The organism is Streptomyces sp. NPDC052020, assembly GCF_040680575.1.
GTDB lineage: Bacteria > Actinomycetota > Actinomycetes > Streptomycetales > Streptomycetaceae > Streptomyces.
This window is the reverse complement of sequence record NZ_JBFAWY010000022.1, coordinates 74,022-93,245: the sequence shown is the minus strand read 5'-3', so window position 1 is coordinate 93,245 and position 19,224 is coordinate 74,022. Positions and strand designations below refer to the sequence as shown.

18 protein-coding genes are annotated in these 19,224 nt (G+C 73.4%); 12 read left to right on the top strand and 6 right to left on the bottom strand.

All coding sequences use genetic code 11. From position 1 onward, the window contains the following. Positions 1-401: 401 nt before the first annotated feature. The 9 genes from AB0L74_RS22530 to AB0L74_RS22490 all read left to right on the top strand — a co-directional run bounded on the left by AB0L74_RS22530 (position 402) and on the right by AB0L74_RS22490 (position 10,842). Positions 402-830 carry an HGxxPAAW family protein gene (locus AB0L74_RS22530; protein WP_365655026.1) on the top strand — a complete coding sequence of 143 codons (429 nt, stop codon included), beginning with the start codon at positions 402-404 and terminating at the stop codon, positions 828-830. 67 nt (positions 831-897) lie between these two features. After that, positions 898-1,770 carry a DUF2797 domain-containing protein gene (locus AB0L74_RS22525; RefSeq protein WP_365655023.1) on the top strand — a complete coding sequence of 291 codons (873 nt, stop codon included), beginning with the start codon at positions 898-900 and terminating at the stop codon, positions 1,768-1,770. A 126-nt stretch (positions 1,771-1,896) separates the two neighbouring features. Further along, positions 1,897-2,328 carry an antibiotic biosynthesis monooxygenase gene (locus tag AB0L74_RS22520; RefSeq protein WP_365655020.1) on the top strand — a complete coding sequence of 144 codons (432 nt, stop codon included), beginning with the start codon at positions 1,897-1,899 and terminating at the stop codon, positions 2,326-2,328. Between the two features lie 77 nt (positions 2,329-2,405). After that, positions 2,406-3,146, top strand: a complete 741-nt coding sequence (locus tag AB0L74_RS22515; protein ID WP_365655017.1) for a response regulator transcription factor — start codon at positions 2,406-2,408, stop codon at positions 3,144-3,146. Further along, positions 3,143-4,720, top strand: coding sequence for a HAMP domain-containing sensor histidine kinase (locus AB0L74_RS22510; protein ID WP_365655014.1), 1,578 nt, complete (start codon positions 3,143-3,145; stop codon positions 4,718-4,720). Before AB0L74_RS22515 ends, AB0L74_RS22510 begins: the two co-directional genes overlap by 4 nt. A gap of 127 nt (positions 4,721-4,847) precedes the next feature. After that, entirely contained in the window at positions 4,848-6,140 is a 1,293-nt protein-coding gene (locus tag AB0L74_RS22505) for a bifunctional glycosyltransferase family 2/GtrA family protein (protein WP_365655011.1), read from the top strand. Beyond that, a complete protein-coding gene (locus tag AB0L74_RS22500; protein WP_365655008.1) occupies positions 6,137-8,326 on the top strand; it encodes a glycosyltransferase family 39 protein in 2,190 nt (729 codons plus the stop codon). Before AB0L74_RS22505 ends, AB0L74_RS22500 begins: the two co-directional genes overlap by 4 nt. A gap of 117 nt (positions 8,327-8,443) precedes the next feature. After that, positions 8,444-9,970, top strand: a complete 1,527-nt coding sequence (locus tag AB0L74_RS22495; protein ID WP_365655005.1) for an MFS transporter — start codon at positions 8,444-8,446, stop codon at positions 9,968-9,970. Positions 9,971-10,074: 104 nt separating this feature from the next. After that, positions 10,075-10,842, top strand: a complete 768-nt coding sequence (locus tag AB0L74_RS22490; protein WP_365655119.1) for a TetR/AcrR family transcriptional regulator C-terminal domain-containing protein — start codon at positions 10,075-10,077, stop codon at positions 10,840-10,842. A gap of 95 nt (positions 10,843-10,937) precedes the next feature. Here the strand turns inward: AB0L74_RS22490 and AB0L74_RS22485 are convergent, their stop codons facing one another. Then, positions 10,938-11,408, bottom strand: a complete 471-nt coding sequence (locus AB0L74_RS22485) for a PPOX class F420-dependent oxidoreductase (protein WP_365655002.1) — start codon at positions 11,406-11,408, stop codon at positions 10,938-10,940. A gap of 69 nt (positions 11,409-11,477) precedes the next feature. Then, complete coding sequence (locus AB0L74_RS22480) at positions 11,478-11,831, bottom strand: STAS domain-containing protein (protein WP_365654999.1); 354 nt, start codon at positions 11,829-11,831, stop codon at positions 11,478-11,480. A 211-nt stretch (positions 11,832-12,042) separates the two neighbouring features. Here AB0L74_RS22480 and AB0L74_RS22475 point away from each other — a divergent pair, with 211 nt between their 5' ends. Continuing rightward, positions 12,043-12,795 (top strand): ANTAR domain-containing protein, encoded by a 753-nt coding sequence (locus AB0L74_RS22475; protein ID WP_365654996.1) that lies wholly within the window; start codon positions 12,043-12,045, stop codon positions 12,793-12,795. 36 nt (positions 12,796-12,831) lie between these two features. Beyond that, positions 12,832-13,533, top strand: a complete 702-nt coding sequence (locus AB0L74_RS22470) for a GAF and ANTAR domain-containing protein (RefSeq protein WP_365654993.1) — start codon at positions 12,832-12,834, stop codon at positions 13,531-13,533. Here the strand turns inward: AB0L74_RS22470 and AB0L74_RS22465 are convergent. The 3 genes from AB0L74_RS22465 to AB0L74_RS22455 all read right to left on the bottom strand — a co-directional run bounded on the left by AB0L74_RS22465 (position 13,516) and on the right by AB0L74_RS22455 (position 17,501). Further along, complete coding sequence (locus AB0L74_RS22465) at positions 13,516-14,337, bottom strand: YceI family protein (RefSeq protein WP_365654988.1); 822 nt, start codon at positions 14,335-14,337, stop codon at positions 13,516-13,518. The two genes, AB0L74_RS22470 and AB0L74_RS22465, sit on opposite strands and share 18 nt — an antisense overlap. Before the next feature lie 103 nt (positions 14,338-14,440). Beyond that, positions 14,441-16,978 (bottom strand): MFS transporter, encoded by a 2,538-nt coding sequence (locus tag AB0L74_RS22460; protein WP_365654985.1) that lies wholly within the window; start codon positions 16,976-16,978, stop codon positions 14,441-14,443. Positions 16,979-16,991: 13 nt separating this feature from the next. Continuing rightward, the gene (locus AB0L74_RS22455; RefSeq protein WP_365654982.1) at positions 16,992-17,501 is read right to left on the bottom strand and encodes a MarR family transcriptional regulator; all 510 of its coding nucleotides are present in this window, start codon (positions 17,499-17,501) and stop codon (positions 16,992-16,994) included. Between the two features lie 207 nt (positions 17,502-17,708). Here AB0L74_RS22455 and AB0L74_RS22450 point away from each other — a divergent pair, with 207 nt between their 5' ends. After that, a complete protein-coding gene (locus AB0L74_RS22450) occupies positions 17,709-17,906 on the top strand; it encodes a hypothetical protein (protein ID WP_365654979.1) in 198 nt (65 codons plus the stop codon). 126 nt (positions 17,907-18,032) lie between these two features. Here AB0L74_RS22450 and AB0L74_RS22445 read toward each other — a convergent pair whose 3' ends face one another. After that, positions 18,033-18,932 (bottom strand): RNA polymerase sigma factor SigF, encoded by a 900-nt coding sequence (locus AB0L74_RS22445; protein ID WP_164393174.1) that lies wholly within the window; start codon positions 18,930-18,932, stop codon positions 18,033-18,035. Between the last annotated feature and the right edge of the window lie 292 nt (positions 18,933-19,224).

Here is a 19,224-nt window from a genome sequence, read left to right as displayed (position 1 = left end):
CTCGTGATGCCGGTCCGTACCGATCCGTCGGACGCGTGGGGGTGGTGCCCGCGGGCTTCGCGCGTCGGTGAGCGCACCATCCCGTGCGGGGGTCTGGGGCAGCCGGTGGGCGCGCCGTGCTGTGCCGGCGCCGCGGGTCGGTGAGTGTGCCGTTCCATGCCGGAGGCGTGGGCCGGTGGGCGTTTCCGGTCCAGGGGGGCGTGATCGGTTCCGGGGGCCGCCGCCCGGAGCGTGCCGTGTTGTCGCCGGTCGGGGGCGGTGGTGTGCGGTCCGGGGGCTGGAGGATCGTGGTGGCGGCAAGTGGCCTACCGTAGGCGTCAGTTGGGGAAACGACGCAGTGCCGGGCGGCCTGCTCGGCCGGGCCGGGAGCGGCTATGCCGCCCTGGGTGAGGGGGAGGCACGTGAGCGTACATCCGTATGACCACGGACACACCGTGGCGGGGTGGACCGGTTGCGGGATCGGCGGTGCCGGTGCCGCGGTGACGGGGCTCGGTGTGTGCCGGGCATCGGCGGTGCTGGTCGCGGCCGGACTCGGGATCGCCGTGGTGGCCCTCCTCGTCACCTGGGTCCTGCACCTCGCCGGCTGGGGCAAGGGGCCGGGGCGGCGGCCGAAGGAGGAGTGGTCCTGGCGGGTACGGGACCTCGGCGCGCGGGGCGGACATGCCGGGTGCCTCGGCTGCCGGCTGGCGGGGCGCGGCGGCGGGCGGGCGACGGCCGAGGCGACGGCCCCGGGCGGCGCGCGTACCACCGGGGCCGTCCCGGCGCAGGCCGGGAGCGCCGCCCCCGCGGGACAGGCGAAGCCCGCCGCGGCCGTCGACTCCGGGAGCTGACGCGCGGGCGGGTGCCGGGTTCGCGCTGGCCGGCCGTTGTCAGTGGCGGCGCCTACTCTCGAAGGCGATGGCACGGGCATGGAAGTGCTCGGGGCTGCGGTGGTCGTCGCGCGGTCCCGAGCTGGCGTGGGTCGGCGGGCGGCGCACCGCGCTGACCTGGGGAAAACGGGTGGCCTTCGGGGTCGCGGAGGGGGGCGTGCGGACGTGTGCGGGAGCGCGGGGGCACGGGTGTCCGCTGCGGGCGGCCGTGGCGGGGCGGAGTACGGGAGCGCGGTGCGAGGAGTGCGCGCGGCTGGACCGGGCGCACTCGGTGGCCGCCGACACGCTCGCGGACGATCCGCGGCCGTATCACGTATACCTGGCGTGGTTCGGGCCCGGTAGGGCGAAGGTCGGGATCACCGCCCTGGAGCGAGGCTCCGCCCGGCTGCTGGAACAGGGCGCGATCTGCTTCAGCTGGCTGGGACACGGGCCCCTGATGGCCGCGCGGCGCGCCGAGGCCCTGCTGCGGGCCGCGCTCCGGGTGCCGGACCGGATTCCGTACCAGGAGAAGCGGGCGGTGCGGTCCGCGCTGCCGGGGACGGCGGCGGAGCGCGCGGCCGAGCTGGCCGGGCTGCACGCGCGGGCCGTGGCGCTCGGCGGCTGGCCGGAGTCGCTCACTCCGGAGCCGTTCCGTCCCGTCGACCATGTGGGCGTCTTCGGGCTGGCGGGTGTGCCGGACGCGTTCGGTGAGGTGACCGAGCTGGTGCCGGGCGGCACGGTCGGCGGAGAGCTGGTGGCGGCGGCCGGGCCCGATCTGCACCTGGCCACACGGCGCGGGGTCGTCGTCCTCGACACGCGGCTGCTCGCCGGCTGGCCTCTGGTGCCCGCGGAAGGGGAGGGGGCCGCGGTTCCCGTACGGGAGTTCCGGGCGGAACCGGGGGTCCAGGACGGGCTCTTCTGACCACCCGGGGGGCCCGGAAGCGGACTGCGGGCTGCGGGGCGGCGGACGGTAAAGAGTCGGATCCCTCCGGGATCCCTTTCGGCAAGAAGGCGGGTCCGGGGTGCCGCCGCAGCCGATCGTGGGGGCATGAGCGAGCACCGCGCGGCGCCCGTCGCCGCCCACGAACCCCCTTACTACGCCGTCGTCTTCACCTCCGTACGCACCCCGGACGGCGACGGGTACGACGAGACCGCCCGCCGCATGGGAGAGCTGGTGCGGGAGATACCCGGATTCCTCGGGGAGGACTCCGCCCGCACCGCGGACGGGTTCGGCGTCACCGTGGCCTACTTCCGGGACCTCGCCGGACTCGACGAGTGGCGCGGCGACACGGAGCACCGGGCGGCCAAGGACCGCGGGAGGCGGCAGTGGTACGAGCGGTACACCCTGCACATCGCCAAGGTCGAGCACAGCCACCAGTACGAGCGCGGACAGCGGCCGGGGCAGGGGGCTGAGGCGGAACCGGTGCCGGGACGGCGGGGCGCGACCGGCACGCCGGAGGGCTGCCCGGCGGCCCCCTGAACGGACCCTGGGCTTTCTCAGAGAAATCACAGGGTGCCGAAAGGGCCCTCTCAGAGCGCCCCGCCAGCGTGTACGGCATGACCACGACCTCGCCCCAGGGGCGCACCGAACTGCTGAGGCCGGACGGGAGCCCCGTCCGGGTGCTGGTGGTGGACGACGAGCTGTCGATCACCGAGCTGCTGTCCATGGCCCTGCGCTACGAGGGCTGGCAGATCCGCACGGCCGGGGACGGGCACGGCGCGGTCCGGACGGCGCGCCAGTTCCGGCCCGACGCGGTCGTGCTGGACATGATGCTGCCCGACATGGACGGGCTCTCCGTCCTCGGGCGGCTGCGCCGCGAGCTGCCGGACGTGCCGGTGCTGTTCCTGACCGCCAAGGACGCCGTCGAGGACCGTATCGCCGGGCTGACGGCCGGCGGGGACGACTACGTCACCAAGCCGTTCAGCCTGGAGGAGGTCGTCGCCCGGCTGCGCGGGCTCATCCGCCGCTCCGGTGCCGCCGACCGCCGTGCCGACTCGGTGCTGGTGGTCGGCGACCTCACCCTCGACGAGGACAGCCACGAGGTCACCCGGGGCGGGGACAGCATCCACCTCACCGCCACCGAGTTCGAACTGCTGCGCTTCCTGATGCGCAACCCCCGCCGGGTGCTCAGCAAGGCGCAGATCCTGGACCGGGTCTGGTCCTACGACTTCGGCGGGCAGGCCAACGTCGTCGAGCTGTACATCTCCTACCTGCGGCGGAAGATCGACGCCGGGCGGGAGCCGATGATCCACACCCGGCGCGGCGCCGGCTACCTGATCAAGCCCGCGGTGTCATGACGGACCGGCGGCGGCCCGGGCCGCGGTGGCGGGCGGGGACGCCGCGCACCCTGCGGACCCGGCTGGTCGTCGCGGCCGTGATGCTGATCGCCGTGGTCTGCGCGGTGATCGGCACCGTGACCACGCTGGCGCTGCGGTCCCATCTGTACGAACAGCTCGGCGGGCAGCTGGGGGAGATCGCGGCGCGGGCGTCCGGGAGGTTCGGGCCGCCCGGCGGCATCGAGGGCGGCACGACACCGCCCGGTCAGCAGGGCAAGCGGATCGACCTGGCCGAATTCGTCACCAAGGGCCCGCAGCCCGGCGGCACCGTCGCGGCCCGGGTCGAGGGCGGCGCCGTCACCGAGGCGGAAGTCGGGACATCGACGGACTACCAGTTCGGCGCCGAGGCGCTCACCGAGGCGCAGACCGAGGCGCTGGCGGCCGTCGCCCGGGACGAGCGGCCGCACACCGTGGACCTGCCGGGACGGGGCGGCTACCTCGCCCGGTACGCGCGGGGCGTCAACGGCGCGTTCTACGTGGCCGTCCCGACGGCCCAGGTCGACGGCACCCTCCGCACGCTCGTCCTCATCGAGGTCAGCGTCACCGTCGCCGGCCTGGTCGCCGCCTCCCTCGCCGGGACCGTCATCGTCGGCCTCGCCACCCGCCCGCTGCGCCGCGTCGCCGACACCGCCACCCGCGTCGCCGAACTCCCCCTGCACGCGGGCGAGGTGAACCTCGACGAGCGGGTCCCCGAGTCCGAGTGCGACCCGCACACCGAGGTCGGCCGGGTCGGTGCCGCGCTCAACCGGATGCTGGACCACGTGCACGGCGCCCTGCACGCCCGTCAGCGGAGCGAGACACGGGTACGGCAGTTCGTCGCGGACGCCGGCCACGAGCTGCGCACCCCGCTGGCCTCCATCCGCGGCTACGCCGAGCTGACCCGGCGCGGCGGGGAACCGGTCGGCCCCGACACCCGGCACGCCCTCGGCCGGATCGAGTCCGAGGCCGCGCGGATGACCCTCCTCGTCGAGGACCTGCTGCTGCTGGCCCGCCTGGACGCCGGGCGGCCCCTGCGGTTCGAGCGGACCGACCTCGTACCGCTCGTCGTGGACACCGTCAGCGACGCCCGCGCGGCCGGACCGGACCACACCTGGCGGCTGGACCTGCCCGACGAACCGGCGCTCGCCGCCGCGGACCCGGCCCGGCTCCAGCAGGTCCTGGTCAACCTGCTCGCCAACGCCCGCACCCACACCCCGCCGGGGACGACCGTCACCGCCCGCGTGCGGCACCGGGGCGGGTGGCTGCGCGTGGACGTCGAGGACGACGGACCGGGCATCGCGCCCGAGCTGCTCCCGCACGTCTTCGAGCGGTTCGCGCGGGGCGACTCGGCGCGCAGCCGCGCCACCGGCTCGACCGGCCTGGGCCTGGCCATCGTGCGGGCGGTGACGACCGCGCACGGCGGTGCCGTGACCGTGGACAGCGTGCCCGGCCGGACGGTGTTCACCGTGCACCTGCCGCAGCTGACGCCCGCGTCGCAGCCGTTGTCGCACGCGCCGCAGGTGTCGCAGCTTTCGCCCCTGTCCCACACGCCATAAGGGTCACCGCTGCCGCACCTGCCGCACCCCTCGCCCGCGCCTGCCCGGGAGCGCGGACCGGCGGCTCACAGGCGCACCACAGCCTCACCACACGGGTGGGACAGGGCGGTTGAGAAGAGTCGGTCCCATGCGAACCGACTCTTCTCCCGGCACCCTGCCGGCGCGGGAGCACCTCCCGGCCGCCGCAGCCGGTACGCCCGTCCTGGACGTAGTCATCCCCGTCTACAACGAGGAGAAGGACCTCGGGCCGTGCGTCCGCCGGCTGCACGAGCACCTCGTGCGCACCTTCCCGTACGGGTTCCGCATCACCATCGCCGACAACGCCTCCACGGACACCACACCGCGGGTGGCGGCGCTGCTGGCGGAGCGGATCGCGCAGGTGCGGTCGGTGCGGCTGGACCAGAAGGGCCGCGGCCGGGCGCTGCGCGCCGTCTGGTCGGCCTCGGACGCCCCGGTCCTCGCCTACATGGACGTGGACCTGTCCACCGACCTCAACGCCCTGCTGCCGCTGGTCGCCCCGCTGATCTCCGGCCACTCCGACCTCGCGATCGGCTCCCGGCTGTCCCGCGGCTCCCGGGTGGTGCGCGGCGCCAAGCGGGAGTTCGTCTCCCGCACCTACAACCTCATCCTGCGCGGCTCCCTCCAGGCCCGCTTCTCCGACGCCCAGTGCGGCTTCAAGGCGATACGCCGGGACGTGGCGCGGGTGCTGCTGCCGCTGGTGGAGGACACCGGCTGGTTCTTCGACACGGAGATGCTGGTGCTCGCCGAGCGGGCCGGGCTCAGGATCCACGAGGTGCCGGTCGACTGGGTCGACGACCCCCACTCGACCGTGCACATCGTGAAGACGGCCACCGAGGACCTCAAGGGGGTCTGGCGGGTCGGCAAGGCCCTGGCCACCGGGGCGCTGCCGCTGGACCGGCTCGCCCGGCCCTTCGGCGACGACCCGCGCGACCGCGCCCTCGGGGACGTACCGCGCGGCCTGGCCCGGCAGCTCGTCGGGTTCTGCGTGGTCGGCGTCCTGTCCACCCTCTTCTACCTGCTGCTCTACAGCGGCTTCCGGGCCGTCACCGGCTCGCAGGCCGCCAACGCGCTGGCCCTGCTGGTCTCCGCGGTCGCCAACACCGCCGCCAACCGGCGGCTCACCTTCGGGGTGCGCGGCCGGGGCGGTGCCGTACGGCACCAGGCGCAGGGGCTGGTGGTCTTCGCCATCGGCCTGGTCCTGACCAGCGGTTCGCTCGCCGCGCTGAACGCCGCGTCGGCCGACCCCGCGCACTCCACCGAACTGGCGGTGCTCATCGCCGCCAACCTCGCGGCCACCGTGCTGCGCTTCCTGCTCTTCCGGGCGTGGGTGTTCCCGGACGCGCCGCCGGCTCCGTACGAGCCACACCGTCTTCCCACCGACCCCAGGGATGCCCGATGACCACACCCGACACCCCGGCGATCCTCCCGGGGCACGCCCCCGCCGTCTCCCCGGCCCCGCCCCCGGCCGCGGGGATGTCCCTGCCCCGGCGGCTGTGGCGCGGACGCCCCGAGGACCCCCGCTGGGTGCGCCCGGCCTTCCTCGGCCTGCTGCTGGCGACCGGCCTGCTGTACCTGTACGGACTGAGCGCGTCCGGATACGCCAACTCCTTCTACTCGGCGGCCGTACAGGCCGGCAGCCGGTCCTGGAAGGCGTTCTTCTTCGGCTCGCTGGACGCGGCCAACGCCATCACCGTCGACAAGCCCCCGGCGGCGCTGTGGCCGATGGCGCTGTCGGTACGGGTGTTCGGGCTGAACGCGTGGGCCCTCCTCGTTCCCCAGGTGCTCATGGGCGTCGGCACGGTCGCGGTGGTGTACGCCGCCGTCCGGCGCCGCTCCGGCCCCGGCGCGGGGCTGCTCGCGGGCGGGGTGCTGGCGCTGACGCCGGTGGCGGCGCTGATGTTCCGGTTCAACAACCCGGACGCGCTGCTGGCACTGCTGATGTCCGTCGCCTGCTACCTCGTCGTACGGGCCCTGGAGGACGGCCGTACCCGGTGGCTGGTGTGGGCCGGTGCCGCGATCGGCTTCGCGTTCCTCGCCAAGACCCTCCAGGCGTTCCTGATCCTGCCGGCCCTCGCCCTGGTCTACGGGGTGTGCGCCCCGGTGCGGCCGCGCAGGCGGCTGGTCCAGCTGGCGCTGGCGACGGCCGCGCTGGTCGTCTCCGGCGGCTGGTGGGTCGCGGTCGTCGAGCTGTGGCCCTCCTCCTCCCGCCCGTACATCGGCGGCTCGCAGCACAACAGCTTCCTGGAGCTGACCTTCGGCTACAACGGTCTGGGCCGTTTGAACGGCGAGGAGACCGGCAGCGTCGGCGGCGGGGGCGGCGCGGGCGGCGGCCAGTGGGGCGAGACCGGCTGGGACCGGATGTTCAACTCCGAGGTCGGCGGCCAGATCAGCTGGCTGCTGCCGGCGGCGCTGATCCTGCTCGTCGCGGGCCTGGTCCTCACCAGGAGGCTCGCCCGGACCGATCCGGCGCGCGGCGCCTTCCTGGTCTGGGGCGGTTCGCTGCTGACGACCATGGCCGTCTTCAGTTACATGGCGGGCATCTTCCACCAGTACTACACGGTGGCCCTCGCCCCTTATCTGGCGGCCGTCGTCGGCATGGGCGCGGCGGCCCTGTGGGAGCGGCGCGGCTCGGCGGGGGCGTCGCTCACCCTCGCCGCCGCCCTCACCGCGACCGCGGCCTGGGGATACGTCCTGCTCCTCCGGACGCCCGACTATCTGCCCTGGCTGAGGTGGCTGGTTCTGGTCGGCGGCCTGGCCGCCGCCCTGGGCCTGGTCTTCGCGGGGCGGCTGGGGCGCCGGGCGGCGCTCGCCGTGGCGGGGCTGGGGCTGGCGACCGCGCTGGCCGGGCCGGCGGCGTATTCCGTCAGCACGGTTCAGGAGGGCCACAGCGGCTCCATCGTGACGGCCGGCCCGGCGGGCGCGAGCATGCGCGGCGGCGGCCGTGGTGGCGGCCCCGGCGGCGGCTTCCCCGGCGGGGGCATCCCGCCCGCCCAGGGCCAGGGACAAGGCCAGGGCCAGGGACAAGGCCAGAGTCAGGGCCAGGGACAAGGCCAGAGTCAGGGCCAGGGACAAGGCCAGAGTCAGGGGCAAGGCAACGGCAACGGGCCGGGGCAGGCCCGGCCGGGCGACGGCATGCCGGACGGCGCCCTGCCGGACGGTGGCACCGCGGGCGAGGGCGGCCGGACGGGCCGCGGCGCCGGCGGCGGCACGGGCGGCCTGCTCAACGGCGCCCAGGTCGGGTCCGAGGCCCGGAAACTGCTGGAGACCGACGCCGACCGGTACACCTGGGCCGCGGCGGCCATCGGCTCGCAGAACGCCGCGAGCTACCAACTGGCCACGGGCGATCCGGTGATGGCGATCGGAGGCTTCAACGGAACCGACCCCTCGCCGACGCCGGCCCAGTTCAAGGAGTACGTGGCGGACGGCCGGATCCACTACTTCATCGGCGGCGGCATGGGCGGTGGCATGGGCGGCGGCTCCGGCGGCTCCGCGCGGATCGCCTCCTGGGTGGAGACCCACTTCGAGAAGGTGACGGTCGGCTCGGCCACCTTCTACGACCTCACCCGGCCCACGAGCACCGGCTGACGGCTCCCGCACGGCGGAGGGCGACGGCTCGGGCCGCCGCCCTCCGCCGTCCTTTTCCCATACGGCGTACGAGAACTCTTCTTGTACGTCGTATGAGGCTGTTCTACGGTGTATGGCATGACGACGTCCCCCCAGGAACACGCCCGGGAAGAGCCCGGTCAGGTGCCTCGGAACCAGCCGCAGGGCCACCCACAGCGCTGGTGGATCCTCGGTGTCATCTGCCTGGCACAGCTCACCGTGGTGATCGACAACACCGTTCTGAACGTCGCCATCCCCTCGCTCACCCGCGAGATGGACGCGGCGACCTCCGACATCCAGTGGATGATCAACGCCTACTCGCTGGTGCAGTCCGGCCTGCTGCTCACCGCGGGCAACGCCGCCGACCGCCACGGCCGCAAGAAGATGCTGTTCGCGGGCCTGGCCCTGTTCGGTCTCGGTTCGCTGGTGGCCGGACTGGCCCAGTCCGCGGGCCAGCTGATCGCGGCCCGGGCGGGCATGGGCATCGGCGGCGCGCTGCTGTTGACCACCACCCTCGCCGTGGCGATGCAGGTCTTCACCCCCGAGGAGCAGCCCAGGGCGATCGGCGTCTGGGCCGCCGTCAACTCCCTGGGCTTCGCGGCGGGGCCGCTGCTGGGCGGCTTCATGCTGAACCACTTCTGGTGGGGCGCGATCTTCCTGGTCAATCTGCCGGTCGCGGCGCTGGCCCTGGTCGCCGTGGTGGCCCTGGTCCCCGAGTCCAAGAACCCCCGGGGCGACCGCCCCGACCTGCTCGGCGCCCTGCTCTCCACCATCGGCATGGCGTCCCTGGTCTTCGCGATCATCTCCGGCCCCGACCACGGCTGGGCTTCGGAGCGGGTCCTGGCCTCGGCGGCCGTGGCGGCCGTGACCCTCGGCGCCTTCGCGTACTGGGAGAGCCGTGTCCCGTACCCGATGCTGGACCTGCACTTCTTCCGCGACCGCCGGTTCACGGGCGCGGTCGCCGGCGCGGTGCTCATCACGTTCGGCATGACCGGCGCCATGTATCTGCTGACCCAGCATCTCCAGTTCGTCCTCGGATACGACGCGCTGGAGGCCGGCCTGCGGACCTCGCCGCTGGCGCTCACCTTCGTCGTGCTGAACTTCACCGGCCTCACGGCGAAGTGGACGGCGAGGCTGGGCCTGCCCGTCTCCATCGCCCTGGGCATGGTGCTGACGGCGGCCGGCCTGGCGGCGATCGCCCTGCTGGCCTGCGGCGGCTACGCCGGCACGCTGCTGGGGCTGCTGCTGATCGGCGTGGGGTGCGCGATCGCCAGCCCCGCCATGGCGCACGCCATCATGAGCTCCATCCCTCCGGAGAAGGCGGGGGTGGGGGCCGGGATCAACGGCACGCTCGCCGAGTTCGGCAACGGGCTGGGCGTCGCGGTGCTGGGCGCGGTCCTCAACGCGCGGTTCGCGGCGCTGGTCTCGGTGACGGCGAGCTCGCTGCCGGCGGCGCTGGCCTCGGCGGACTCTGCGGCCGAGCGGGAGCGGATCACCGACGCCTTCTCCGCCGGGCTGGAGAGCAGCCAGCTGGTGGGCGCGGTGGCCGTGCTGCTCGGCGGGCTGGTCGCGGCGGTGCTGCTGCGCAGGGCGGAGCGGGCGGCACCCGCGGCCCCCTCGCCCTGATGGTGAGGATCCGGTCCGCCGGGTAGGCGTGCGGGGGCAGGGCACGGCCCCCGTGTGCGGCAGGCCCTAGCATGACCGGCATCGAAAAAGGCGAGGAAGGTGCCATGGCGGAGGCGGCCGAGCAGGCCAAACGGGCGGTGCGGAGCAGTGTCTGGCTGGCGGGCAAGGCCCGCCGCGGCGGACGCGGCGGCGGGCAGCCGTCGGGGCTGGACCGGGACCGGATCGTCGAGGCCACCGTACGGCTGCTGGACGCCGAGGGCCTGGCCCGGTTCTCCATGCGCCGCCTGGCCGCGGAGCTGAACGTCACCGCGATGTCCGTCTACTGGTACGTCGACACCAAGGACGACCTGCTGGAACTCGCCCTGGACGCGGTGATGGGCGAGTTCCGGCTGCCGGCGGCGGACACGGGCGAGGACTGGCGCGACCGGCTGCGGGCCCTGGCGCGGGAGTACCGCGGGCTGCTGGTCCGCCACCCGTGGGTGTCGCCGCTGGCCGGGACGTTCCTCAACATCGGCCCCAACTACCTCGCCTTCTCCCGGGCCGTGCAGGGCGTGGTCCGCCGGACCGGCGTCCCCGAGCACCGCGTGATGAGCGTGATCGCGGCCGTCTTCCAGTTCGTGTACGGCTACGGCACGCTGGAGGGGCACTTCCTCGCCGGCGCCGCGGCCGCCGGGCTGGCCCCGGACGACTACTACCGGCAGGCCATGAGCGAGGTGACCGGCGTCCCGCAGGCCGCCGAGGTCATCGAGGAGTCCAAGAAGATCATGGCGGTGCGCGGCGGCGAGACGGTGGCGGAGATGATGGAGCGCGACTTCGAGTACGCGCTGGACCTGCTGATCGCGGGCATCGAGGCGATGGTGGCCCGCGGCTGAGCGCCGACGCACAGACGCGCCGGCGTACCGAGGCACAGACGCGCCGGCGTACCGACGCACGCAGGCGCCGGTGTGCCGACGGGCCGGCGTACCGCCTACTCCCCGCCCGCCAGGCGCGCCGGGAAGCCTCCCGTGGCCACCGGCCCCCAGCGCTCCGGGGTGATCCGGATGATCGACTTGCCCTGCCGGACCATGGCCTGCCGGTACTCGTCCCAGTCCGGGTGCTCGCCGGCGATGTTCCGGTAGTACTCCACGAGGGGTTCCACCGAGTCGGGGGCGTCGATCACCTCCGCCGTGCCGTCGATCTGCACCCACGGGCCGTTCCAGTCGTCGCTGAGGACGATCAGGCTGACCCGGTGGTCGCGCTTGGCGTTGCGGGTCTTGGCCCGCTCCGGGTACGTGGCGACCACGATCCGGCCCGAGTCGTCGACACCGCAGGTCAGCGGCGACCCCTGGGGGCCGCCGTCGGCCCGCCGGGTCAGCAGGATCGCGCGGTGACGGGGCCGTACGAAGTCCAGCAGCTCGTCCAGGGACACTCGGGTGTTGGTCGCGATGTTCGGTGCCATGGAGGTCAGCGTAGGCCGCGCGCCGGAGTCCGGGCGGGTCGCTGTCACCCGCCCGCCGGGACGGTGCGCCTACGGCCGCAACGCCTCCGCCACGTTGTCGTACACGGGCACGTCCCGGCGCAGTCCGGTCAGTTCCAGGACGCGGCTGGCCACGCCGCCCGGCCGGGCCACGACCCGGACCCGGGCCCGGGGGTGCAGCCGCTGCCGTACGTCGTTGACCAGGCGGACGCCCTGGGAGTCCATGAAACGGGTGCCGCTGAGGTCCAGCACGAGCAGCCGCAGCCCGTCGTCGGGGTCGCCGATCGCGGACAGCACGAGGTCCAGCATCGCCTCGGCGTTGCAGTAGTCGATCTCTGGGGGCAGGGCGAGCAGGGTGCAGCCGGGTGGCTGACCGGGCTCGGAGGGATGGGGGAGGAAGGTCACGGAGACTCACCTGGCAGACGTGCGTCCGGATTCCGGTTAGGCCGCTTCCTGACCCACTCGCCATTCCATCACGGGTGCGCCGGGTGCGGAAGGCGGACCGTCGGCCGGGCGTCACTTCGGGGCAACCGAGCAGCTAAAGTGCTGTGCGTCCTGTGCTCGCAGTCGGGAATGTGCTGCGGAGCTCTCCTGCGCACGGCCGTATCAGCCGTGCATGCCGAAGAGGTTCGTGGTGACTGCGTCCGAATTTGGTGATTTGCCCCGTTTTCCCGTGGGTTCCGGCGGCCTCGAGCTGGCCGAGGCCCTGACGGCGGCGGCCCGGCGACTGCACGAGACGGACACCCCGCACAGCACCCTGCACACCGCCGTCCGCCTGGCCGTGCGGTTCATGCCGGGCGCCGAGCACGCCGGCATCTCGGTGATCGAGCGCGGCAGCCGTCCGCACACCGGCCAGCGCCGCCCGCTGGCCTGGACCGACGAGGTGGTGCGGTCCGTGGAGTCCCGCCACGGCGGCCGCGAGCCGCACCCGCACTGGGACCACCTGTGGGCCACGCCGGTGGCGCGGATAGAGGACAGCGAGGCCGACGGCCGCGGCGGCGCCCTGTCCGCCGCCGGCCTGCGCTCGGCGCTGTCGCTGCGGCTGCGCGCCGACCGGCGCCGCCTCACCGTGCTGACGGCCTACGCCAGCAAGCCGCGGGCCTTCGGCGAGGACGCCACCCGCATCGGCCGGCTGTTCACCGCGCACGTCGGCATCGCCCTGGACTCGGCGACCGTGCGCGAGCAGCTCACCGAGGCCATGCGCACCCGCGATCTGATCGGCCAGGCCACCGGCATCCTCATGGAGCGGCAGGACATCGACGCGGCGAGCGCCTTCGAGAGCCTGGTGAAGGCCTCCCAGCGGGAGAACGTGAAGCTGCGCGACCTCGCCCGCCGCATCGTCGACGCGCACGGCACCACCACCGGGTGAGGCGTCAACGAGCGCGGAGGGGATACACGTACGGTCATGAGACCCGAGACCCCGGAAACGCTCGACCAGGCGATGGTACGCAGCCAGGGCCTCGACACCCTGCTGCGCGATCTCACCGACCGCGCGGTGCGGGAGGTCCCCGGGGCGGTCGCGTGCAGCCTCACCGTGCGCCGCGCCGACCGGCTGATGACCCTGGCCGGCAGCTCCGGACTGCCCAGCGGACTCGACCTGCGCCAGTACGAGAACGGCTCGGGCCCCTGCGTGGACGCCGCCGAGACGGGGACGGCCCAGTACGCCGCCGATCTGGCGGCGGAGTCCCGCTGGCCGCCCTACACCGCGTACGCGCTCGCCGCGGGCGTCCGCTGTGTGCTGGCGCTGCCGCTGGCCGTGACGGGCGAGCGGGGCGCCGCGATCAACCTCTACGGCGTCGAGCCCGGCGCGCTGGGCGAGGGGCTCCCGGCGGCCCGGGCCTTCGCGGAGCGGGCCGCGGACGCCGTCGACACCGCCCTGCGCATCGAACGGCAGCGGCAGTCGGCCGCGGACGTGCGCACCGCCCTGCTCTCGCGCAGCGTCATCGACCAGGCCATCGGCATCCTCATGGCGCGTGAGCGGGTCGACGCGCGGATCGCGCTGGAGCGCCTGCGCCGTGCCTCGCAGGACTCCAACGTCAAACTCCGCGACCTGTGCGGCGAACTGGTGGCCAGGACGGCCCGCGGCGGCTCAGGCGGACGGCAGTGACTCGCCCTGCACCGCCTGGATGTCCAGCTCCACCCTGAGGGTGGTGCCGATGGCGGCGATACCGGCCTGGAGCACCTGGTTGTAGTTCATGGCGAAGTCCTCGCGCCGCAGCTCCGTGGTCGCGCGGAACGCCGCCCGGGTGCCGCCCCACGGGTCGGCGCCGGTGCCCAGGTAGGCGAGGTCCAGGTCGACCGGCCGGACGACGCCGTGCAGGCCGAGCTCGCCGTGGACGGTCCAGCGGTCGGTGCCCGCCTGCGTCAGGCCGGTGGAGCGGTAGGTGATCTCCGGGAACCGCTCGACGTCCAGGAAGTCGCCCGACTTCAGGTGGGTGTCGCGCATGCCGTTGCCGGTGTCGATGGACGCGGCCTTGATCACCGCCTCCACCCGGGACTTGGTGACGTCGTCCGGGGCGATCTCGATCGTGCCGGAGAAGTCCGTGAACCGGCCGTGCACGCTGGAGATCCCCAGGTGCTGGGCGACGGCGGCGACGCTGGAGTGCGCCGGGTCGACGGTCCACGGCCCCGGCGGAGGCAGCTCGGTGCCGCCCTGCCGGGCCAGCGTCACCGTGCCGACCTCGGCCCGTCCGCTCGCGGTGACGATCGCGCTGGAGGCGGCCGGCGCGTAGCCGACGGCCGTGACGATGACGGTGTACGCGCCCGGCGCCAGCGGTGTGGCGTCCCGCACGGCGCCCTCGGCGTCCGCCTCGGCGCGCAGCACCTGGGCGCCGGTCATGTCGGTCACCGTGACGACCGCGTGCGACACGGCCCATCCGTCCCTGGTACGGATCCTCGCGGTCAGTCCCATCCCGTTTTCTCCCTGAAAAAGTACTGCAAAAGGGTCATATGAGACCGGCCCGCGGCGGGCACGCCTCCGCTCAGAGCGTGCCCGCCACGGGCCGGAGTACTGGTTACTCGCCGGGGTGGGCGAGCTCGATGTCGTGGCCGTCGACGCCCTGGCCGTTGACCGTCAGGGCGGTCGCCACCGGCGGGTAACCCGTCGCGATGACGGTGTACTCGCCGCCGTCCAGGTCGGTGAAGGCGTACGCGCCGTCCTCACCGGTGGTGGCGGTGCCGACCACGTTGCCCGCCGCGTCGACCAGCGTCACGCGGGCGTCGGCCAGCGGGCCGTGCGGGGCGCGGACGACGCCCTGGACCCGGGCGCCGGCCTCCAGGTCGATCTCGACGCGGGTGACGCCCGCGCCGCCGACCTCGACGGGCAGGGCGCGCGGCCGGAACCCGGCGGCGTTGACCGCGATGGTCACCGTGCCCGGCACCAGCTCGGCGAGGGAGAACTCGCCCTGGGCGCCGGTGGTGGAGGTGGCCAGCAGGTCGCCGCGGACGTCGGTCACGATGACCATGGCGTCCTTGACCGGCTGACCGGTCTCGGCGGCGCGGACCAGGCCGTTCAGGCCGCTGGTGCCGCTGAGCAGGATGTCGTACGCGACCGGCTCGCCGTTGACGACGATCGTGGACGCCTGCGGCTGGTAGCCGTCGGCGGACGCGATCAGGACGTACGAGCCCGCGCCGGGGGCGTCCACCCCGTAGGAGCCGTCGGCCTGCGCGACCGACCGGCCCAGCTGACGGCCGCCCAGCGAGATCAGCGTGACCGCGGCCTGCGGCACGGGCGCGCTCTCGGCACCGCGGACGAAGCCGCGGACCGGTATGCCGCCGGAGACGGGCTCGGCGGAGCCGGCCGCCGTGGCGACGGCGGCGAGCCGCTGCGTGCCGGTGGCGGTGGCGGCGCCGTTCTCCTCGGCCGGGGCGGCCGGCACCGAACCGGCGGCGACCGGCTCACGCGGGGCGGTGGCCTCGGCCGGGGCCGGGGCCGCCGGGGCGGCGCTCTGCGAGGCGGCCTGGGCGGACTGGGCGAGCGCACCCGACGTACGCAACGGGACCTCCTTGATGAACAGCGTCACGAGGAACGCCAGGAACGCGATGGGAGCGACGTAGAGGAAGATGTCGCCGATGCCGTGCCCGTAGGCGCTCTCCAGCCAGGTGCGGATGGGCGCGGGCAGCACGTCCATGTCCGGGATCTGGCCCGAGCCCATGGCCTTGCCGGCCGCCAGCCGCTCCTCAGGCTTGAGCTGGCCGATGGTGTCCTCGGCGTAGTGGCCGATGCGGGTCGTCATCACGGAGCCGAGCACCGAGACGCCCACGGCGCCGCCGAGGGACCGGAAGAAGGTCACGACGGAGGACGCGGCACCCAGGTCGCTCGGGGCCACCTGGTTCTGGGTGCAGAGCACGAGGTTCTGCATCATCATGCCGACGCCGAGGCCCATCAGCGCCATGTAGATCGCGAGGTGCCAGTACGGGGTGTCGTACCGCATGGTGCCCAGCAGGCCCAGGCCCGCCGTCAGCAGCACGCCGCCGGCCAGCAGCCAGGCCTTCCACTTGCCGGTCTTGGTGATGATCTGACCGGAGACCGTGGAGGAGACGAACAGACCGCCGATCATCGGGATCGTCATGACGCCCGACATGGTCGGGGACTTGTCCCGGGCCAGCTGGAAGTACTGGCTGAAGTAGACGGTGCCCGCGAACATCGCGATACCGACGAACAGCGAGGCGAGGGACGCCAGGGTGATGGTGCGGTTCTTGAACAGGCGCAGCGGGATGATCGGCTCGCTGGCCTTGGACTCGACGAAGAGGAAGATCGCGGTCAAGACGATCGCACCGCCGACCATGACGGCGGTCTGCCAGGACATCCAGTCGTACTTGTCGTCCGCGAAGGTGACCCAGACCAGCAGCAGGCAGACGGCCGCGGTGATGAAGAAGGCACCGGCCCAGTCGACCTTGACCTTGCGCTTGACCACCGGCAGGTGCAGCGTCTTCTGGAGCACCAGCAGCGCGATGAGCGCGAACGGCACACCCACGTAGAGGCACCAGCGCCAGCCGAGCCAGCTGGTGTCGGTGATGACGCCGCCGAGCAGCGGACCGCCGACGGTCGCGACCGCGAAGGTCGCGCCCAGGTAGCCGGAGTAGCGCCCGCGCTCACGCGGGGAGATCATCGCGGCCATGATGATCTGCGCCAGGGCGGACAGACCGCCCGCGCCCAGACCCTGGATGACACGCGCGGTGATCAGCATGCCCGGGTTCTGCGACAGGCCGGCGACGACGGAGCCGACGACGTAGACGCAGAGGGCTATCTGGACCAGGGCCTTCTTGCTGACCAGGTCGGCGAGCTTGCCCCACAGGGGAGTCGAGGCCGTCATCGCCAGCAGCGAGGCGGTCACGACCCAGGTGTACGCGCTCTGGCCGCCGCCGAGGTCACCGATGATCTCGGGCAGGGCGTTGGAGACGATGGTCGAGGACAGGATGGCGGCGAACATGCCGAGCAGCAGCCCGGAGAGCGCCTCCATGATCTGCCGGTGCGTCATCGGGGCGTCCGAGGAGGAGCCTCCCCCGTGCTTGGCATGAGCCCGCACACCGGCTGGTGTGGTCGTTGCCATGGACTTCCTTTTCTTACGTGGTGATCGCGGGTGTACGGGTGGACTGTGGTGACTGATCGGCCACGGGTGGCGCGGCGGCCCGGTTCGCGGGGAACCGGCAGTCGTCGAAACTCGCCCTCAGCCGCGCCATGAGCCGGGTGAGCTGGCCGACCTCCTCGTCGGACCAGTCGCTCAGGCGGTGGGCGAGCAGCTGTGTGGTCCGCTCGGACAGCGCGTCGAGCTGCGCGACGCCCTCGGGCGTCAGGCGCAGGATGCGCGAGCGCTTGTCGGCGGGGTCCGGGGAGCGTTCGATCCAGCCCCGCTCGGCGACATGGGCCACATGGCGGCTCGTGACCGACATGTCGACGGCGAGCAGCTCCGCGAGCTTGCTCATGCGCATGTCGCCGTGGCGGCCGAGCAGCGTCAGGACCGCGGCGGAGCCGCTGGGGCAGTCGGACGGCAGGATGCGGCCGAGCTCCCGCTTCACGGCGCCGAAGGCACTGAGCTGACGGATCAGCTCCTCGTATTGCGCCTTCCCGGCCATGGCGCACCTCCCGTGATCGTTGCTTAGAGCAACCATAGGAGTGATTGGTTGCCACAGGCAAATAAAAAGCGAGGGTCCGGCATAAAAACTTGGCAAAGGCAAGTATTGCGAACGTAAATGTGCAGGTGAGTCGGGGTGCGACCGGGCCGGGCGCTCCGTCCGCCCCCCGCTTGGGCGGCACCCGCGGATTCGCTAGGGTCTCGGGCCATGGCGAACAACCAGGGCCCCCAGGGCAATTACGACCCCGCTGGCAGCACCCAGATGTTCCGCGCGTTCGTCGACGAGGGCGCCCCCGCCCCGTCCCGGCAGGCCGCCGCCCCGGCCGGGCCCCGCATCGGCCTGATCGTCGGCGTCGTGGTCGCCGTGGTGGTCGTCGCGGCCGTGGCCTGGCTGGCGCTGGCGTAACGGACGCCGGCGGGCCGCGCGCGCCCGCCGGACAGCGCGCCCGCCCGGACAGACGACCGCCGCCGCGGTGCCCGTCGGGGCGCCGCGGCGGCGGTCGTCTCGTCCCCCTGCCCGGGGGCCGGGTCCTCAGTCGGAGATGAGGCCCTCGCGCAGCTGGGCCAGCGTCCGGGTCAGCAGCCGGGAGACGTGCATCTGCGAGATGCCGACCTCCTCGCCGATCTGGGACTGGGTCATGTTGGCGAAGAAGCGCAGCATGATGATCCGCCGCTCGCGGGGCGGCAGCTTGGCCAGCAGCGGCTTGAGGGACTCGCGGTACTCCACGCCCTCCAGGGCGGTGTCCTCGTAGCCCAGGCGGTCCGCCAGCGACCCCTCGCCGCCGTCGTCCTCCGGGGCCGGGGAGTCCAGCGAGGAGGCGGTGTAGGCGTTGCCGACCGCCAGCCCGTCGACCACGTCCTCCTCGGAGACGCCCAGCACGGCGGCCAGCTCGCCCACGGTCGGGGAGCGGTCCAGCTTCTGCGACAGCTCGTCGCTGGCCTTGGTCAGCGCCAGCCGCAGCTCCTGGAGCCGGCGCGGCACGCGCACCGACCAGGAGGTGTCGCGGAAGAACCGCTTGATCTCGCCGACCACGGTCGGCATCGCGAACGTCGGGAACTCCACGCCCCGCTCGCAGTCGAAGCGGTCGATCGCCTTGATCAGGCCGATGGTGCCGACCTGGACGATGTCCTCCATCGGCTCGTTGCGCGAGCGGAAGCGGGCGGCGGCGTAGCGCACCAGCGGGAGGTTGAGCTCGATCAGGGTGTCCCGGACGTAGGCGCGCTCCGGGCTGTCCTCGTCGAGGGCGGCGAGCCGCAGGAACAGGGAGCGGGACAGGGTGCGGGTGTCGATGGCCTCCGGGGCCGTGACGGCCGGGGCCGGCGCCTGAAGGCCCGTGACGTCGTCGATGGGGCCGAGCGCGTCGAGCGCGTCGGGCGCGGTCTCGCTCTCCGGGAGCGTGAGCACCTTCGAGCTGCCCTGGTCTGCGGACATGCCACCCCCTTTGGGTCGCGGGACGGTCGCGGCGGAACGCTCCCCCTTCGGGAGCGCAGCCTTCACCTGAATACCGGAGCCGGAGCTCCGGCAAACGCGCTTCCCGCAGAATGTCACATGTCGGCAACGCGCTGTAGTGACATGTCGACACGACAGACGTGAATCAGCCCTGGAAACAGGGGGTCTGACGGAGTTTCGGCGCGAAACTGTCGGCATCCGCCCTGGTGAGCGATTCGCTCGTGCCGGTTACCTCTCGCTCGCGCTTTCGGTCGCGTTTCGGCCGGGGCGTCGC

Bases quoted from the DNA above. Each gene is read 5' to 3' on its own strand.
- AB0L74_RS22450 (WP_365654979.1), top strand. From the start codon at position 17,709: ATGGCGAACAACCAGGGCCCCCAGGGCAATTACGACCCCGCTGGCAGC.
- AB0L74_RS22485 (WP_365655002.1), bottom strand. From the start codon at position 11,408: ATGGCACCGAACATCGCGACCAACACCCGAGTGTCCCTGGACGAGCTG.
- AB0L74_RS22490 (WP_365655119.1), top strand. From the start codon at position 10,075: ATGGCGGAGGCGGCCGAGCAGGCCAAACGGGCGGTGCGGAGCAGTGTC.
- AB0L74_RS22455 (WP_365654982.1), bottom strand. From the start codon at position 17,501: ATGGCCGGGAAGGCGCAATACGAGGAGCTGATCCGTCAGCTCAGTGCC.
- AB0L74_RS22520 (WP_365655020.1), top strand. From the start codon at position 1,897: ATGAGCGAGCACCGCGCGGCGCCCGTCGCCGCCCACGAACCCCCTTAC.
- AB0L74_RS22470 (WP_365654993.1), top strand. From the start codon at position 12,832: ATGAGACCCGAGACCCCGGAAACGCTCGACCAGGCGATGGTACGCAGC.
- AB0L74_RS22510 (WP_365655014.1), top strand. From the start codon at position 3,143: ATGACGGACCGGCGGCGGCCCGGGCCGCGGTGGCGGGCGGGGACGCCG.
- AB0L74_RS22460 (WP_365654985.1), bottom strand. From the start codon at position 16,978: ATGGCAACGACCACACCAGCCGGTGTGCGGGCTCATGCCAAGCACGGG.
- AB0L74_RS22445 (WP_164393174.1), bottom strand. From the start codon at position 18,932: ATGTCCGCAGACCAGGGCAGCTCGAAGGTGCTCACGCTCCCGGAGAGC.
- AB0L74_RS22500 (WP_365655008.1), top strand. From the start codon at position 6,137: ATGACCACACCCGACACCCCGGCGATCCTCCCGGGGCACGCCCCCGCC.
- AB0L74_RS22515 (WP_365655017.1), top strand. From the start codon at position 2,406: ATGACCACGACCTCGCCCCAGGGGCGCACCGAACTGCTGAGGCCGGAC.
- AB0L74_RS22505 (WP_365655011.1), top strand. From the start codon at position 4,848: ATGCGAACCGACTCTTCTCCCGGCACCCTGCCGGCGCGGGAGCACCTC.
- AB0L74_RS22525 (WP_365655023.1), top strand. From the start codon at position 898: ATGGCACGGGCATGGAAGTGCTCGGGGCTGCGGTGGTCGTCGCGCGGT.
- AB0L74_RS22465 (WP_365654988.1), bottom strand. From the start codon at position 14,337: ATGGGACTGACCGCGAGGATCCGTACCAGGGACGGATGGGCCGTGTCG.
- AB0L74_RS22495 (WP_365655005.1), top strand. From the start codon at position 8,444: ATGACGACGTCCCCCCAGGAACACGCCCGGGAAGAGCCCGGTCAGGTG.
- AB0L74_RS22475 (WP_365654996.1), top strand. From the start codon at position 12,043: ATGCCGAAGAGGTTCGTGGTGACTGCGTCCGAATTTGGTGATTTGCCC.